This window comes from Salinicoccus jeotgali, assembly GCF_055379195.1.
Genome location: NZ_AP043830.1, coordinates 1,912,439 through 1,928,791 on the forward strand (window position 1 = coordinate 1,912,439; position 16,353 = coordinate 1,928,791).

Here is a 16,353-nt window from a genome sequence, read left to right on the forward strand (position 1 = left end):
TATTCAGAAAAAAAGAAATGAGTTATATTTTTATCGTTTGTCTAGAGTAATTAGTTACAGCGCAATGTTCAATTGTATATATGATTTTCGAGTTTCAGCAGACGATTGATTATCAATTTCGAAGATACTTCTTTAGTAGTAATTTTCGTGCATAAAGATTGTTTTTTTTTCTCACTATGTTATTATTTATTTATAATCATTCTAAACAAGATTATAATATTTTCTTGGAGGGACTACATCTATGGATTTTGAAAATAACGGCAACAAGCCTGGTACTGCCCGCAGTGGTGGTGGCACTCAACCTAGGAAGCAAGGCAAAGGTGCATCCGAAGATCGTCTGACTACTCTCTTTGGAGCTCCAGTAGGTGACAGGGAAAATACAATGACTGCAGGACCGCGTGGCCCAGTAGTTATGCAAGATCCTTATTTCCTTGAACAGATGGCGCATTTTGACCGTGAAGTAATTCCTGAAAGACGGATGCACGCGAAAGGTTCTGGGGCATTTGGCACTTTCACTGTAACACATGACATTACACAATATACAAAAGCTAAAATATTCAGCGAGGTTGGCAAACAGACAGAAATGTTCGCGCGCTTCTCTACGGTAGCCGGAGAACGTGGTGCTGCTGATGCTGAACGTGACATTCGTGGCTTCGCACTTAAGTTCTATACTGAAGAAGGTAACTGGGATCTGGTCGGAAACAATACGCCAGTATTCTTCTTCCGTGACCCTAAACTTTTCGCAAGTTTAAACCACGTCGTTAAACGCGATCCTAAAACAAATATGCATAATGCTGAGAGCAACTGGGATTTCTGGACATTACTTCCTGAAGCACTGCATCAAGTCACAATATTGATGACAGATCGCGGCATCCCTAAAGGGTTCAGAAACATGCATGGATTCGGTTCCCACACTTACAGCATGGTGAATGCAGACAACGAACGCGTCTGGGTGAAATTCCACTTCCGTACAGAACAGGGTATCGAAAACCTGACAGCCGAAGAAGCTGAAGAAGTAATTGCGAAAGACCGCGAGTCATCCCAAAGGGATCTCTTCAACGCAATTGAAGATGGCAATTTCCCTAAATGGAAGATGTACATCCAGGTCATGACGGAAGAACAGGCTAAAAACCACTACCATAACCCATTCGATTTGACTAAAGTATGGTATAAAGATGAGTATCCACTTATCCCGGTTGGTGAATTCGAACTCAATCGCAACCCTGAAAACTATTTCGCAGAAGTTGAGCAAGCAGCATTCGCCCCGACCAATATCGTTCCGGGCATCGGCTTCTCACCAGATAAAATGCTTCAAGGACGCCTCTTCTCCTATGGAGATACTCAGCGTTACCGTCTTGGTGTAAACCACCACCAGATTCCTGTAAACTCCCCTAAAGGTGCAACAGGTGTCTGCCCATTCAGCCGTGATGGTGCAATGAGGGTTGATGGCAACTTAGGTTCACACACAAACTACTATCCTAACAGTTATGGTCAATATGAAGACGATCCGAGCGTTAAACAGCCACCTCTCGAAATGGATGGTTTGGTCTACGAGCATGATTTCCGTGAAGATGACGACCACTATTATGAGCAGCCAGGCAAACTCTTCAACCTCCAATCTGATGAAATGAAGCAACGCATATTCACTAACACAGCAAATGAGATGAGTGGCGTTTCCGACAAAGTGAAACACCGCCATATCAGAAACTGCTATAAAGCCGATCCAGCTTATGGTGAAGGTGTCGCAAAAGCAATGGGCATCAACATTGAAGATGTAGACATGGATAGTAATGAATAATAAATGAGAAATATCCCGATCGAGTCATTTCGATCGGGATATTTTTATTTCATGCTCAATGAGATTCTGCCTTTTCCTTCATCTATATCGATTACTGTGACATCTACTATGTCTCCGACACTGACTGCCTCCATTGGATGTTTGATGAATTTTTTCGTCAGTTTTGAAATGTGAACGAGTCCGTCCTGTTTTACACCAATATCGACAAACGCGCCAAAATCGGTGACATTGCGGACTGTTCCAGATAGTTTCATACCTTTTTTCAAGTCTTCCATCTTCAGCACATCAGATTTCAATAGAGGCACTTCGTACTCATCCCTGATATCACGCGTTGGCGCTTTCAGGCTATCTACGATATCAAGCAGTGTCGGAAGACCGATTCCAAGGTCTTCGGCCACCTCTTCCAAGTTCACCTGATCCAGCGCTTCCGCCAGTTCTTTTGTACCGATGTCAGACTCGGTCATGCCGATGAGGGAAATCAGTCTATAAGTTTCTTTATAGCGTTCGGGGTGGATAGGCGTCTGGTCGAGCGGTTCTTTTCCTTCTGCCACACGCAGAAAGCCGACACATTGCTCGAAAGTCTTTGCTCCAAGGCGGGGCACCTTTTTGATTTCATTGCGCGACTTGAAGCCTTCATTTTCTTCGCGGTATTTTACGATATTCATACTGATGGCTGGAGACAATCCCGCTACATGTTGAAGCAAAACATGCGAAGCCGTGTTTACATCGACTCCCACTTGGTTCACTGAAGTTTCAACGACAAAATTAAGCGATTCATTCAAAAACTTCTGGTTGACGTCATGCTGATATTGCCCGACTCCAATTGCCTTAGGGTCAATCTTGACCAGTTCACTGAGCGGATCCTGGACCCTTCTGGCTATGGATACAGCACTCCGTTCTTCGACATTGAAATGCGGGAATTCTTCACGCGCCACTTCAGAAGCTGAATAGACGCTGGCCCCCGCTTCGTTGACGATGATGAATTTGACATCTAAATCCTCAGATTGCACCAGCTCACTGATGAACAGTTCGGTTTCGCGCGAGGCTGTACCGTTACCGATTGCCAGAAGCGTAACTTCATGCTCATCTATCATCTTAAGCAGCTTATTTTTGGCTGCATCTTGCTTAGACTGTGGCGGATGCGGATAAATTACATCCTTATCAAGGAATTGACCGGCGGCATCGATTACCGCAAGTTTACACCCTGTCCTGAAGGCCGGATCCACACCAAGAATGACATGGCCTTTTAGGGGTGGCTGGAGCAGAAGCCGCTTCAAATTCTCTTCAAATATATGCACAGCATGCCGCTCACTCTTTTCAGTCAATTCTTGTCTGGTTTCCCGTTCGATGGAAGGGATGATAAGACGTTTTAAGGCGTCTTCAATAGCCTCCTGTATATATCGTCTGGTGGTTGACCCTTCTTTTATGGTCTGTTTGCCGATATATCTCTTGAAACGTTCTATATCGTAATCGAATTTTACAGTAAGCACACCCAATTCTTCACCACGGTTGATCGCCAATACCCTGTGCGGTACGATTTTACCGATTGGCTCACTGTAGGCATAGTACATTTCGAAGGTTTTTTGTTCATCTTCAGCATTCTTCTTCCTTTTGGTCATCAAATCCGCGCTTTCCTTGAACACTTTCAATATATACGCTCTATATTTGGGATTGTCTGATATATCTTCAGCAATGATATCAAGGGCGCCTTTGATGGCATCTTCTTCAGAAGTCACTTCTTCACTCAAGTAGCGGGTTGCTTCCGCTTCAACATTTTCTGAAGTCTGTCCCTTGATGAATTCGGCCAGGTTCTTCAGTCCCTTACGCTTTGCCTCGGTTGCCCGTGTTTTTTTCTTCTGCTTAAATGGCCTGTAGAGATCTTCTACCCTGTTCAATACAGTCTGCTTTTTTATGTCCTGTGCCAGTTCCGCAGTAAGGAGACCCTGCTCATCAATGCGTCTAAGCACTTCCTGCTTACGCTTCTCCAGATTTTCGAGATATGAAAAGCGGTCTGAAATTGCTTTAATTTCTTGTTCATCCATACCACCGGTCATTTCTTTTCGGTAGCGTGCTATGAACGGCACGGTATTCCCCTCTTGTAGAAGCCCGAGCACATTCCCTATATCCTTTGCTCGTTTTCCTGTTGTTTTTTCAAGTTCTTTAATCAGCGTTTCGTTCATCTTATCTCTCCTGTTTTAAATCTGGTTGATCCTTATATATTATAACACTGAAAACCCCCATCCTTAAGGACGGGGGTAGATATTCTACTCTTTCTCGCTCACTGCCTGGCGCAACTTATTGATTGCGGTGCGCTGAAGTCGTGATACATGCATTTGACTAAGTCCGATGCGCTCTCCCGTTTCTTTCTGACTCAAACCTTCCATGAAGGTGAACTGGATGATCTCCCGTTCTCTGTCTGAAAGTATCGGAATCACCTTTTCCAGAATCAGTCTTTTTTCTGATAGATCATAGTTGTCATCAGACTGTCCCATGACATCGAGCAACGTTACTGTCGATCCGTCTTTATCTGCCTCAATGGAATGATCGACACTCAATGCATTGTAGCTTTGTCCCATTTCCATCGCTTCCAGCACGTCTTCTTCTGAAACTTGCAGATGATCTGCAATTTCACTTATCTTTGGAGATCGTTCCAATCGATTGGTGAGTTCGTCATTCGCATTTTTGATCTTGGGGCCGATTTCCTTGATTCTCCTCGGGACATGTACGCTCCATGTCTTATCCCTCAGATACCTTTTGATTTCACCAACGACTGTCGGGACGAGGAATGCTTCGAAACGTCGATCAAAAGATACATCAAACCTTTTGATTGCGCCAAGAAGCCCAACCATGCCGACCTGCACAAGATCTTCATGATGGCTTTGACCCTTTGAATAGCGATAGGCGAGAGATTCGATGAGTTTCTTGTAGTGCTCTGCCAATCTCGCTTGAGCCGCATCATCCCCATTCTCCTGATGGCTGCGAATCAGTTCATTAATATCTTCCGGTATTAATTTTCTATCGATTGACGATTGTTTCTCCATTCGAATGCACCTGACTTTCATTAATAAACTTCGTCATGCTGATTGTGACGCCAGGATCTTTTTTAATATAGACTTCATCCATTAATGTTTCAATCAGGAATAGTCCCAAGCCTCCCTCTCTGAGGTAGTTGACATTGTCATCTTCAGTATAAGGACCCAGTTCTTCTTTTACTGCTTCATAATTGAAACTCTGCCCGTGATCTGCAACGATAATCTCCACTTTTTCAGTGTATATCGCAAAACCAATCAGCACTTCTCCACCCTTTTCTTCACCATAGGCGTGTTTTACTGCATTGGTGACAGCTTCTGACACAGCAATTTTGGAGTCTTCTATCTGATCATAGGTGGCTCCTACTCTTGAGAGAACGCCGGACAAAGTCAATCGTATCAATCCTACATACTCGGCGCTCGAAGGAAATTTCATTTCTATATAATCGTACTTCTCTGTCATACTATTCAACCCCCGACGCTTCGTTGATATGCATAAGGTCTCTCAAACCTGTAATTTCAAACAGCCTTAATATCCGCTTTGTCACTCCGGTGACATAAAGTTCTCTATCGTGTTGATTCAATTCCTTTAAAGTACCGACGAAAATGCCGAGACCCGTAGAATCCATATATTCGACATCCGTCAAATCTATTCTAATATCATGACTGCCAGACTGGCGGATGGGTTCCAAGATCTTCTGCAACTCAGGTGCAGTATAGACATCTAACTCCCCTTGAAGCACAATCACATATTCTTGTTCTCTCTCTGTTGTATCGATATTGAGATTCATTAAGTTCCACTCCCATTCAACTTAAATACATAAACACTTCAAGCTATACCCGTATATGAAAATTCTAAACACATAAAGTCTAATTTTTATTGTTTTTTAATATGAACAACGTCAAATCATCTTTTTTATGCGGGTTCTGAACACGCATGAGCGATTCGTAAATATACTGGACAATGTCCTGTGGATGATGATCCTTAACTTGTTTGATCATATCTTTTACATAGTCGAGCTCGATGAATGTATCGTCATGCTTCCTCAGTTCCGTCACACCATCGGTAAATACGATAATCATGTCCTTAGGCCCAAGGCGTGCTTCCTTCTGTTCATAGCGTGCATGCCGCTTTACTCCAAGAACGATCCCCTTGGCATCGATTTCTTCGAATTCATCCGTATCATGCCTGTAGAGCAGCGCAGGTTCATGTCCCGCCGAAGAGTAATAGAAACGATCCGTATTATGGTCGTACAAGCCATAGAACATTGTGACGAACATATTTTGATTGACGTTCTTCTCGACTACCCTGTTGAGCTTCCTCAGACTGTCGCTCGGCAGTTGGGAATACCCATACGAGTCCATGCCGAATTTTATCATGCTCATCGCGATTGCAGCCGGTATCCCTTTGCCGATGACATCGGCAATCGCAAAACTGAGCATGCCGTCATTGTGGTCGATGATGTTGAAATAGTCCCCACTGACTTTCCTGGCGGGCACGCTAATGGCGCCGATCTCCATCGTATCGAATGTTGGGATTTCGGTCTTCAGCATCGTTTCCTGAAGGCTGGCTGCGACGTCCATTTCCTTATCGTGGATTTTGAGCTTGTTCATCATGGATCTATAATCCCGGTATGTAAATCCGAACGAGATGATCACTTCCTGCAGAATATCTAAAGATTGTTTTATAAGGGCACCATCTTCTATCGCCATATCGTCAAGGAGTTCCATATGAAGCGAAACGATCTCCTCAGGGGAGGTGTCCATTTCAATGACTTCTTCACTGAATGATTGGCACAGATCCATAGCTTTGTCTGCATCTCCACCATAAAGGTAGAGCTGGATGATTTCTCTGTACTTATTTACAATATTATCAATATACGTCATGATTTCACCTCATACTGAAAAAAAGACTTTTGCACACAAAAGTCCATCAGCTTTTCATTTTCTTGGATTTCCTGGGTTTCTTCGGCAGGAGATCAAGGCTTATCATCAACGCCTTGTCCACTTCTTTCATCTTTTCTTCGTTCAAATATGTAAGTTTTTCCCTGAGCCGTTTCTTATCGATTGTCCGGACTTGTTCAAGCAGTATGACCGAATTCTTATCCAGATTATATGTATCCTTTGAAATCTCCACATGTGTAGGTATCTTCGCTTTGTCGATCCGACCAGTAATTGCGGCAACTATGACGGTGGGGCTGTGATAGTTGCCGACATTATTCTGGATGATCACTACTGGACGTTTGCCTCCCTGTTCAGAACCCTGCACAGGTGAAAGATCAGCAAGATATACTTCGCCTCTCTTCATCTATTCACCATCTTTACTGTAAACGAGGAAATCTTCGTTGCATTTTTGTGCTTCGCATTCAAGCTCATGACTTTCCGACGCAATGGAAAGGTTGATCTCGCTCATCTCTGTATACCCATGTTCAAGAGAAAGTACTGTGCTGCTGCACAATGTCGTATTCATCATTATCAGACCACTCCTCTATTACATCGTTATTCATAATAATGATAACATGTATAAAAAATCATTACTAGTTTATTTTAAAACTTCATTGCTGACACGGACCCCTTCAGCTCCATGATAAAGGCGCGGTAGCCTGCGGCCGAGTTTGCAAATCGATTCATAAGGTATCGTATCCACATAGTCACTGTAGGCCTCCATGGATTGTGCGGATTGCCGGTCCGGTGCGATGATATGCACTTTATCACCCAATTCAATGTAATCCGGCACACGAATCATGATGTAGTCCATACATACGGTTCCAACGACCGGACAGGAGGTGCCGTCCTCCAGGGCCACTTCATAGCCTGTACGTGAACGGAGGAAGCCATCCGCATAACCAATCGGCAGTGTGGCTATGGTCACTTTTTCATCTGCGATATATTTCAGTCCGTAACTGACTCCGTCCCCTTCCTGCAGGATATGCGTATCCACTACATGGGTCACCAGTCCAACGGATGGCTTCAACTCTACAGGTGATTTCCCCGCTATGAAGTCAGATGGATAATATCCATATAGGGAGATGCCGATTCGCATGGCAGTGCATTCATCTGCTTCAAGATGAAAAGCTCCGGCCGAATTTTGGAGGTGCACAAATTGGGGTCTTTTCACATGGGAAATGATGGATTTGAATGTTTCATACTCCTTGAAGGGCCGCTCCGTATCTACTTCCGCTGAGCTGAGGTGACTGAACAGTCCTTCATAGGTAAGGTAGGGGGATTGTTCTATCAGCGTGATCATCTGTTTGACTTCTTCAACACTGGACACGCCCAGCCGGTTCATGCCGCTGTTCACTTTGATATGGACCCAGACACCTTTTCCGTCATCATCCTCGATAGCTTCCTCTGCCCTTTTGAGCCATTCATAACTCGGTGCGGTGACGGCGATGCGGTGCTTTATGGCTTTGTTCATATCTTCCGGCCTGATCGGTCCAAGAATGAGTATCTTCTCCCTGATGCCATGCATCCTCAACTCGACCGCTTCATCCAGCGTACCGACTGCAAAGAAACCCACACCAATATGGGATAAGTACTCTGCAACAGCAGTGCTGCCCAACCCATATGCATTCGCCTTTATGACTGCGATGAAAGTCTTATCAGGGTGCATTCCACTGACAGCTTTATAGTTGTGTCCGATAGCTGCCAGATCGACATCGACAATTGTATCCCTATAGTACTTTTCCGACATATCTCAATCTCCTCGTCCCTTATTTTCAAGTATCACTGTGGCAGTGGCATAATGATTGGAGTGAGAAATTGATACATGTGCGCACTCCTCCCCGCTTATGAAGGGTTTTCCCGCCTCATCATTCAGACAAGTGATGTCTGAAAAAGTGATACGTTCCCCTATGCCACTGCCTAGAGCCTTACTATATGCTTCCTTGACCGCAAAGCGCCCAGCCAGATACTCCATCCTTCTTTTTTCGCTGCTTAATGTCCTGTAGACTTCCATTTCCTCCTCAGATAAAATCCGCTTCGACAACCGTCCACCTTTATCTTCCGCGGCTTTGATCCGTTCGATTTCAATTATATCGGTGCCTAGGCCTCTGATCATATGGTTCTCCCTGTCTTTTCATTGATTAATGTCCTGATATCATTGCGCAGACGATCAGCTTCATCCGACTCGAGTTCAGGGATGTGGACAGGTGCTGCAGACGTTCTCAGGGTGACCCCTTTGAGAGCGTACCGTTTCATCAACGGACCAACTGTCGTATCAATATTCTGAACCCTGAACAGCGGTACAGCAAGTTCTTCTTTGAATATGATTCCTTTATGGATACGTATTTCGTCGCGAGAAACATCATAACGGAAATATTTATATTTCAATTTCGGCATCAACCATACATTGATCAGGCTGATGTAGATGAAAATCACAAAAAGTATGAGCGGCACCCACCACGGTAGCCATTTCCATACATAGAAATGCAGTATCGTTGCGGCAACTGCCACCAGCAATGCAATCAACGCGGCAATCCCTTCACGAATCCGCCACACCGTGATCGATTTCGGTGATATCTTTTTCATTGGAAGCACTCCTTTCAGCCCACTGCCAGATAGTATCCACGTCTTTTTGGTCAATGAACTTCAAGGTCGCCCGGGATCCCATCATCCCCGCGGCCGTGACCAGCGTTATAATTCCGAGTTCAGACCGCTTAAGAAACGGGTTATACGCCCATTCCGCTTCTATCAACTTCTCTGACTTGATGATATAGTGCGAACGCTTGAAAAACGATGTGGTCATCAGATTGATCTCTTCATCCCGGATTGTATAGCCACTGTTATAGGCACTGTAAAAACCAGAGAGGGCGACAATTGTGAGTAATGCCAAGCCAATGGCCCACATATAATCAAACCAGAAATATTGGATGATGGCACTGACCGTGAAGATGCCTAAAGCCATCACTTGGAAGTATCTTCTGTACCCCCTGACCGGCACAATACGTGGAGGGACTTCTATATGATAATTCGGGAAAATCTCTTTTGTAATCCTATATAGGTCATCCCTTTTTATGAAAGGTAGGATTTCAACCTTGCCTTCGACATCATCCCCTTCCAGGGAGTCACTCGTAATCGTTGCGGCTAATGAATAATAGCCGATCATCCTACGGAGGATCGAGTCCCTTATAATGATGTTCTGGACCCGGTTGATGTTGATGCTTTGATGTTTCTTTTCAATCAACCCATATTCGACAACAAGATCATCGTCTTTCATCTTAAGCGTGTATTTATAATATTTGATCATAAGGATGAGTATGCCTATTGCATACCCCACAAGAATGAAGGAACCTACTGCAAGCATATAAGCCCACAAGACGCTTTGGAATGCCCCTTCAAAATAGTCGAAATAGCGCTCCAGCAAAAAGTCCGCTCCGATGATGTTGATGAAACCGAATGCCAGTGCAAGAAAAGTACCTAAAGCGCCGCTGGTCATGCTCATCAGAAGGAGCGAGCGGTTGCTCATAAGATAAAGTGTCGTGAACTCCTGGGGTTCCTCCTCCGCTTCTTGCCGAGGCCAGCCGCTCGAAGCACCGATAATCGCCTCACCTTCTGCCTGTGACTTCTCATCGTAGAGTATTCTCTGCAGTGATTCGGCTTGGGTTTTCTTCATTGTATCAATACGAATGGCGTCCCCCGGAGTGATGATCTCCAATTTCACAGCACCGAACATACGGTGGAATATGGGTTCGCTGAAATCAATCGATTGTATCCTCCCTATATCAAGTTCTTTCTCCCGGTTGGTAATGACCCCGTCCTTGTAGATGAATTTGCCCGCTTCTATCCAAAACCGTGTCCGATATTTATTCAGGAAATCCATCCCTCCGAACAGCACGATGACAAGAATCAGTATACTGATAAATATGAGAATATACTTGAGCGAGATCTCACCTGAGAATATGACGTCACGTGAATTAAAAAGGATTATGATCAATGGAATCCAGAGATTTCTGACGCCATTGACGATACTGCCAAGATAAGCGACCGGGTGGAGTTTCTGCGGGCTATACATCTGTATATGCCTCCTTCACCTGTTGTATGATGGTTGCTTTCATCTCACGTGCCTCGTGCAATTTTAAAGGAGGCATCACCATGCTTGAGCTGGCCGTTGATACTTCCAGTATGGCGAAATCATGCTTTCTGGAGATTGGACCTGTCGCCAATTTGGCACCCTGCACTCTCTGGATGGGCACCATTTTTGTTGCGATGCGGAAAAACCCCTTTTTGACTACGAGGCGCCCTTCATCGATTTCATAGCGGGTCACTTTTCTATAGATAAACGGTCTTATGAAGATGCCCATTATCAATAAAATGATAAGTACCCCGCCCGTTCCAAAGTATACCCAATGGCTCCATTCAAGATAAAAGGTGAGGACACTGGCCGCAATCCCTATGAGCAACCATAGGGTGAAAGATGCCAAATAACGTTTTTGCATATATAGAACTACTTCATCATGCACTTTTTTCATGTTTGCCTCCACTTATATATATCGATTATACATTATAACGATCAGCCTTATCCTTTAAATATACTACGTAGAATATAAAAAAAACACCCCTGTCCATTGGACAGGGGTAGGGAATTATTTGATGTGATCTTTAAATGTGCGACCGCCTTGGCGCTTGTTGTTCTGTGGTGGTCTGTTGCCCTGGCGCTTGTTGCCTGAGCGGTTATCATGATTACGGCCTTTCTTGAATGGCTTCTTGCCACCTGAAGGCTTGCCTCCGCGTCGATTTCCACCTTTTCGTGTAAGTGGTTTTTCAAATGACAGTTGGATATTGTCATCTGATGCATTGAATAGGAATTCATTGAGCAGTGCTGCAACGATTTCCTTCGCTTCACCTTGCTCGAGCAGACGTTCGGCCACTTCAAGCGTATGCGCATTGTTGTTGTTGGCCTTCCATTGATCCATCTTCTCATAGATCTCTTTTTCACGTGCTTTAAGCACTTCTTTTTTAAGAGGCGGTCTGAGCGCAGAGATCGTTTTCTTTTTGGCATTTTCAATCATTCTCAAATAATCCATTTCTACTGGATTGACGAATGTGAGTGCCACACCTTCTTTACCCGCACGTCCTGTACGGCCGATTCTGTGCGTATAACTCTCGGAATCTTGAGGGATATCGAAGTTGTAGACGTGGGATACGCCTGAAATATCGAGACCTCTAGCTGCAACATCTGTGGCAACCAATATATCCAAGGCATTGTTCCTGAATTTCTTCAGGACTTCAAGACGTTTCGATTGCGTGATGTCACCATGCAATCCTTCAGCGCGGTAGCCTTTAGCGACCAACGCACTCGTCAGCTCATCAACACGGCGTTTTGTACGTCCGAAGACGATTGCCAATTCCGGCTGATGGACGTCTAGGAAGTCAGTAAAGACTTCAAGCTTTTCGAGCTCTTTTACGATGGTGTAATGCTCAGTAATCTGCGGATCGCTCGCGCCACCCTGATTCATGGTTTTGATGATTTTTGCGTCTTTCATGAACCGTTTGACCAACTCTTGGATTGCTGGTGGCATTGTAGCCGAGAACAGCAACGTATGCCTGTCATCGGCAGGCATCTCGGACATGATGAACTTGACATCATCTATGAATCCCATGTTCATCATTTCATCCGCTTCATCGAGGACAAGTGTATGAATGCTATCGAGTTTCAATGTCCTTCTCTTGATGTGGTCGATGATACGGCCAGGTGTACCCACGATGATTTCTGGTTTTCTCTTCAAATCCTTAATCTGGCGTTCAATGCTCATTCCGCCAAATATAGTGGATACACCGAGTTTTTTGTACTTGGCAAATTTCTTGAGCTGGTCGCTTACCTGTGCGGCCAACTCACGTGTCGGTGTAAGGATCAGCACTTGAGTGCCGCCCTGCTTCTCGGTATTTTCAATAATCGGAATGCCGAAAGCACCTGTTTTCCCAGTACCTGTTTTTGCCTGCCCGAGAATATCTCTTCTTTCGAGCGCGAGAGGAATACTTTCCTCCTGAATTGGGGTTGGTGTTTCGAACCCTATGTCTTCCAGTGATTTCAAGGTTTCATCACTGACACCTAATTGTTTAAAAAACTTCAAATTAGAGTCTCCTTTGACTTATCGTTTCTCATTTTCGTTACGCATAACTACTCAATATTAACATTTTTATTGTCATTATACAAGTCTTATCTCTTCCGGGAACAGGAAGCGCTCAGTGAATATATTCAACTTAAGCTGATGCGCTTCTGTAAATGCAAAAAGATGCGGCGCACCCTCTATCAGTTCGAGTGTAGCCGATGGTATCTGCCCGCTCACTTCAATGCTTGATATCGAAGGCACAAGAAGATCCAGGGTACCATGGATGATTAATGTCTCCGCCTTGATCTCTTCCAAGTTCCCGGACTTCGTCTCTACAATCCGCTTGAACTCCTGATACGCTTTAAATGGAATATCTTTGAGTCGCTTCCTGATCTTCTGGTAGAGGTGCATCTTCATATGTTCGCTGAAATGTGCTGGAGTTAGGTTCAACCGCCCTAACCTTGAGAGCCTGATATGCTCGAAAGCCGGAGCGATGAGCACGAGTTTGTCTATAGATTCATGTTGTGCAATATAACTGGCGAAGACGCCTCCCATCGAAAAGCCGATGATGTAGACTGAATCTACACGTTGTTTAAGGTTTTTGTATGAATGCAGTGCTTCCTCATACCATAAATCTCCATCTGGTTCAGTGAGATTGAGCACTGTTCCATGCCCCGGGTAGACTGGAAATTCGTAATCGAATTCATACCTTGATTTCAAATAATCGAACAGAGGCTCCAATTCATACCGTCCTCCAGTGTAGCCGTGGAGAAAGAGCAGACCGATGGATCTAGATATAGTCGTTCACCCTTTCCAACGCCATTCCTCTGGACGCCTTCAATAAAATGACACTTTCAGGCGTCATCACTGATTTAAGTTCGGTGGCTAGCGATTTTATATCATCATGGTGTGACCGGTTATTGATATCGACAGTATCATGCACAACCTTCATTGCTTCCCCATAAGTCAGGATGTGATCAAAATGATGATCAGAGCTGTTTATATGTTCTGCTATCGACAGATGAAGCGGTGTCGAATACTCACCAAGTTCCAAAATATCCCCAAGGACAAGGATGCGGTTGTCAGCATCCATGCGCCCTATAGTATCAATCGCACTTTTGGTGCTGGATGGACTTGCATTATAGGCATCATTTATGATGACCGCTCCATTCTGATGAATCATGCGCTCCATGCGCATATCTGTTACGACCAGTGTCTGGAATTGGTCTTTGACGTCCTTCATGGAAAGGCCCACAGCTTCTGCTGCAAGTAAAGCCATCGAAGCATTGGCGGCGTTATGCACACCAAGCTGTGGTATCTGGACATCTATATTCCCTGGGCCTAATTCAAAATGGGTGCCTTCTCGGGTTTCTGAAACATCTATTATCCTAATATCATTACTCGGCTGCTCCCCTGCTGTCTTTAGATTATAGGGGACATCACGCTGCACCAATGCCTCAAGCAAAGGATAATCCCTTGAGTAGATGAAGGTGCCGTTTGGTTTCAAGCCATCTACAATTTCATACTTTGCATGGGCGATATTTTCCCTCGAACCTAATTTTTCGATGTGGGACTCCCCCACATTGGTCAAGATTGCGATATCAGGCTGCGTCATTGTACTCAGCAGATTGATGTCGCCTGCTTTGTCCATCCCCATCTCCAATATGGAAATTTCAGTGTCGGCATCAAGTTGAAGCAGCGTCAGCGGTAGACCGATCTCATTATTGTAGTTGCCGATCGTCTTCTTCACTTTGAAGTGTGGAGAAAGCAGACATTCGATCATATCCTTAGTGGTTGTCTTTCCGTTCGATCCCGTAATCGCAATGACTTTGGGAGACACCTCTTCAAGGTACTTTTGTGCAATGGTCTGCAGGGCAAGCAATCCGTCTGGAACATGGATGAGTGGCAAGGATGAATCAGACTGTGATGGCGCTTGTTCCGTCAGGCTGAGCGCCGCCCCTTTATCGAAAGCCTGCTCCATAAAACGGTGCCCATCCGTATTCTCTCCTTTGAAGGGAACGAACAGATTGCCTTTTTGCAGCGTCCTTGTATCTATAGATACCCCTTTTATGATTCTATCTTTTTGTGATTCTGCAGCAGCATTCATTTGTCCACCACAGAAGTTGGCGATTGTCCCTATTGTTGTCTCAATCATAACTACTGTACAACTCCATCATCGTTTTATTTTTGTGTTCATCAAATTCATATTGGATTAATACGCTTAATTTTATCATAAAATAGTGTATACTAAATGTCATGATTCCATAATGGGTTAGGTGAATTCTTTGGAAAATAATAATAATTATAAAAGGCAAAATGCCAATATATTCTTCAGGATGGACTGGTTGCTGATACTGCTTATTGCAGTCCTTGCGACCATCAGCGTCTTCATGATTCGTTCTGCAATGACCAGCGGACAGTACAATACCGATTTCGCCCTTAGACAGACTTTATTTTATCTGCTTGGTTTTCTGATGGTTTTTGTACTGACTTTTATCCCCGTCAAATGGCTGAAGCAGTATATCTGGCTCATATACACCACTGGCGTCCTATCGCTTGTCATTCTTTTCATCGCTCCTGTTTCTCCGATTACACCGATTATAAATGGTGCCAAAAGCTGGTATCAATTCGGATTCTTCAGTATCCAGCCGTCTGAGATCGTCAAGATCATCTACATATTGACTTTGGCCTATGTCATCAATCAGCATAATAAATATAAGATGACTAATGATCTGAGTGCAGATATTAAACTGCTTATAAAAATCGCCGCAACTTCCATTCTGCCGATGCTGCTCATACTATTTCAAAATGATTTGGGCACCACTTTAGTCATGTTGGCGATACTATTCGGAATGATTATCGTCTCAGGCATCAGCTGGTGGCTTATTGTTCCGACCTTGATTGCAGCAGTTACAATAGGAGGATCCTTGATTCTTGGCATCATCTACAGGCCGGATATACTTGAGCGTTACCTAGGCATTTATCCTTATCAGTTCGAACGAATATATTCTTGGCTGCGGCCGGAGGAATACGTGGCTGAAGGTGGCTTCCAACTCAGCAACTCATTGAAGGCGATCGGTTCTGGTGGCATTGATGGCAAAGGCTTTGGTGATGGCATCATCTACATTCCGGAAAACCATACGGACTTCATCTTTACGATCATCGGTGAAGAATTCGGATTCATCGGTGCCACTGCCGTCATCGTACTTATATTTATGCTTATGCTCCATCTCTTCAGGATTGCAACAGTCGTTGATGATAGTTTCTCATCTTATTTCATCATCGGCTACCTTTCCATGCTGATGTTTCATGTTTTCCAAAATATCGGCATGACTGTACAACTATTGCCGATTACCGGACTCCCTTTGCCTTTCATCAGTTATGGAGGAAGTGGGCTCTGGGCTAACATGTTGGCGATTGGAATCATAATGAGCATCTATTTCCATCAATATGACAAGAAAGCATAAAATAACCG

At 44.3% G+C, this 16,353-nt stretch carries 17 protein-coding genes; 2 read left to right on the top strand and 15 right to left on the bottom strand.

What is annotated here, in order from left to right; genetic code table 11:
• Positions 1-382: 382 nt before the first annotated feature.
• Complete coding sequence (locus ACZ43I_RS09870) at positions 383-1,798, top strand: catalase (protein WP_464761763.1); 1,416 nt, start codon at positions 383-385, stop codon at positions 1,796-1,798.
• Positions 1,799-1,842: 44 nt separating this feature from the next.
• On the opposite strand, the gene ACZ43I_RS09875 is transcribed toward ACZ43I_RS09870, so the two are convergent.
• The 15 genes from ACZ43I_RS09875 to ACZ43I_RS09945 form a co-directional block, all read right to left on the bottom strand.
• On the bottom strand, positions 1,843-3,978 hold the full coding sequence (locus tag ACZ43I_RS09875) for a Tex family protein (protein WP_344700762.1): 2,136 nt from the start codon (positions 3,976-3,978) through the stop codon (positions 1,843-1,845).
• Positions 3,979-4,062: 84 nt separating this feature from the next.
• The gene (gene sigB / locus ACZ43I_RS09880) at positions 4,063-4,839 is read right to left on the bottom strand and encodes an RNA polymerase sigma factor SigB (protein WP_344700763.1); all 777 of its coding nucleotides are present in this window, start codon (positions 4,837-4,839) and stop codon (positions 4,063-4,065) included.
• Positions 4,814-5,290: an anti-sigma B factor RsbW gene (rsbW, locus tag ACZ43I_RS09885; protein ID WP_344700764.1), complete on the bottom strand. Its 477-nt coding sequence runs from the start codon at positions 5,288-5,290 to the stop codon at positions 4,814-4,816. Before rsbW ends, sigB begins: the two co-directional genes overlap by 26 nt.
• Position 5,291: 1 nt before the next feature.
• A complete protein-coding gene (locus ACZ43I_RS09890) occupies positions 5,292-5,618 on the bottom strand; it encodes an anti-sigma factor antagonist (protein WP_344700765.1) in 327 nt (108 codons plus the stop codon).
• Between the two features lie 79 nt (positions 5,619-5,697).
• On the bottom strand, positions 5,698-6,714 hold the full coding sequence (locus ACZ43I_RS09895; protein WP_344700766.1) for a PP2C family protein-serine/threonine phosphatase: 1,017 nt from the start codon (positions 6,712-6,714) through the stop codon (positions 5,698-5,700).
• A 46-nt stretch (positions 6,715-6,760) separates the two neighbouring features.
• Complete coding sequence (locus ACZ43I_RS09900) at positions 6,761-7,135, bottom strand: type II toxin-antitoxin system PemK/MazF family toxin (RefSeq protein ID WP_344700767.1); 375 nt, start codon at positions 7,133-7,135, stop codon at positions 6,761-6,763.
• Positions 7,136-7,300: a hypothetical protein gene (locus ACZ43I_RS09905; RefSeq protein WP_344700768.1), complete on the bottom strand. Its 165-nt coding sequence runs from the start codon at positions 7,298-7,300 to the stop codon at positions 7,136-7,138.
• A gap of 69 nt (positions 7,301-7,369) precedes the next feature.
• Entirely contained in the window at positions 7,370-8,521 is a 1,152-nt protein-coding gene (gene alr / locus ACZ43I_RS09910) for an alanine racemase (RefSeq protein ID WP_344700769.1), read from the bottom strand.
• 3 nt (positions 8,522-8,524) lie between these two features.
• Entirely contained in the window at positions 8,525-8,887 is a 363-nt protein-coding gene (gene acpS / locus ACZ43I_RS09915) for a holo-ACP synthase (RefSeq protein ID WP_344700770.1), read from the bottom strand.
• Positions 8,884-9,357, bottom strand: coding sequence for a PH domain-containing protein (locus ACZ43I_RS09920; protein ID WP_344700771.1), 474 nt, complete (start codon positions 9,355-9,357; stop codon positions 8,884-8,886). Before ACZ43I_RS09920 ends, acpS begins: the two co-directional genes overlap by 4 nt.
• On the bottom strand, positions 9,311-10,840 hold the full coding sequence (locus ACZ43I_RS09925) for a PH domain-containing protein (RefSeq protein ID WP_344700772.1): 1,530 nt from the start codon (positions 10,838-10,840) through the stop codon (positions 9,311-9,313). Before ACZ43I_RS09925 ends, ACZ43I_RS09920 begins: the two co-directional genes overlap by 47 nt.
• A complete protein-coding gene (locus ACZ43I_RS09930) occupies positions 10,833-11,297 on the bottom strand; it encodes a PH domain-containing protein (protein ID WP_344700773.1) in 465 nt (154 codons plus the stop codon). The genes ACZ43I_RS09925 and ACZ43I_RS09930 overlap by 8 nt, the downstream gene beginning before the upstream one ends.
• 114 nt (positions 11,298-11,411) lie before the next feature.
• Positions 11,412-12,899 (bottom strand): DEAD/DEAH box helicase, encoded by a 1,488-nt coding sequence (locus tag ACZ43I_RS09935; RefSeq protein ID WP_344700774.1) that lies wholly within the window; start codon positions 12,897-12,899, stop codon positions 11,412-11,414.
• Between the two features lie 75 nt (positions 12,900-12,974).
• On the bottom strand, positions 12,975-13,619 hold the full coding sequence (locus ACZ43I_RS09940; protein WP_464761541.1) for an alpha/beta hydrolase: 645 nt from the start codon (positions 13,617-13,619) through the stop codon (positions 12,975-12,977).
• 49 nt (positions 13,620-13,668) lie between these two features.
• Positions 13,669-15,033, bottom strand: a complete 1,365-nt coding sequence (locus tag ACZ43I_RS09945; protein WP_344700775.1) for a UDP-N-acetylmuramoyl-tripeptide--D-alanyl-D-alanine ligase — start codon at positions 15,031-15,033, stop codon at positions 13,669-13,671.
• 181 nt (positions 15,034-15,214) lie between these two features.
• Here ACZ43I_RS09945 and ACZ43I_RS09950 point away from each other — a divergent pair, with 181 nt between their 5' ends.
• Positions 15,215-16,345, top strand: coding sequence for an FtsW/RodA/SpoVE family cell cycle protein (locus ACZ43I_RS09950; protein ID WP_425568269.1), 1,131 nt, complete (start codon positions 15,215-15,217; stop codon positions 16,343-16,345).
• Positions 16,346-16,353: the final 8 nt, after the last annotated feature.

Bases quoted from the DNA above. Each gene is read 5' to 3' on its own strand.
- ACZ43I_RS09870 (WP_464761763.1), top strand. From the start codon at position 383: ATGACTGCAGGACCGCGTGGCCCAGTAGTTATGCAAGATCCTTATTTC.
- ACZ43I_RS09875 (WP_344700762.1), bottom strand. From the start codon at position 3,978: ATGAACGAAACGCTGATTAAAGAACTTGAAAAAACAACAGGAAAACGA.
- sigB (WP_344700763.1), bottom strand. From the start codon at position 4,839: ATGGAGAAACAATCGTCAATCGATAGAAAATTAATACCGGAAGATATT.
- rsbW (WP_344700764.1), bottom strand. From the start codon at position 5,290: ATGACAGAGAAGTACGATTATATAGAAATGAAATTTCCTTCGAGCGCC.
- ACZ43I_RS09890 (WP_344700765.1), bottom strand. From the start codon at position 5,618: ATGAATCTCAATATCGATACAACAGAGAGAGAACAAGAATATGTGATT.
- ACZ43I_RS09895 (WP_344700766.1), bottom strand. From the start codon at position 6,714: ATGACGTATATTGATAATATTGTAAATAAGTACAGAGAAATCATCCAG.
- ACZ43I_RS09900 (WP_344700767.1), bottom strand. From the start codon at position 7,135: ATGAAGAGAGGCGAAGTATATCTTGCTGATCTTTCACCTGTGCAGGGT.
- ACZ43I_RS09905 (WP_344700768.1), bottom strand. From the start codon at position 7,300: ATGATGAATACGACATTGTGCAGCAGCACAGTACTTTCTCTTGAACAT.
- alr (WP_344700769.1), bottom strand. From the start codon at position 8,521: ATGTCGGAAAAGTACTATAGGGATACAATTGTCGATGTCGATCTGGCA.
- acpS (WP_344700770.1), bottom strand. From the start codon at position 8,887: ATGATCAGAGGCCTAGGCACCGATATAATTGAAATCGAACGGATCAAA.
- ACZ43I_RS09920 (WP_344700771.1), bottom strand. From the start codon at position 9,357: ATGAAAAAGATATCACCGAAATCGATCACGGTGTGGCGGATTCGTGAA.
- ACZ43I_RS09925 (WP_344700772.1), bottom strand. From the start codon at position 10,840: ATGTATAGCCCGCAGAAACTCCACCCGGTCGCTTATCTTGGCAGTATC.
- ACZ43I_RS09930 (WP_344700773.1), bottom strand. From the start codon at position 11,297: ATGAAAAAAGTGCATGATGAAGTAGTTCTATATATGCAAAAACGTTAT.
- ACZ43I_RS09945 (WP_344700775.1), bottom strand. From the start codon at position 15,033: ATGATTGAGACAACAATAGGGACAATCGCCAACTTCTGTGGTGGACAA.
- ACZ43I_RS09950 (WP_425568269.1), top strand. From the start codon at position 15,215: ATGGACTGGTTGCTGATACTGCTTATTGCAGTCCTTGCGACCATCAGC.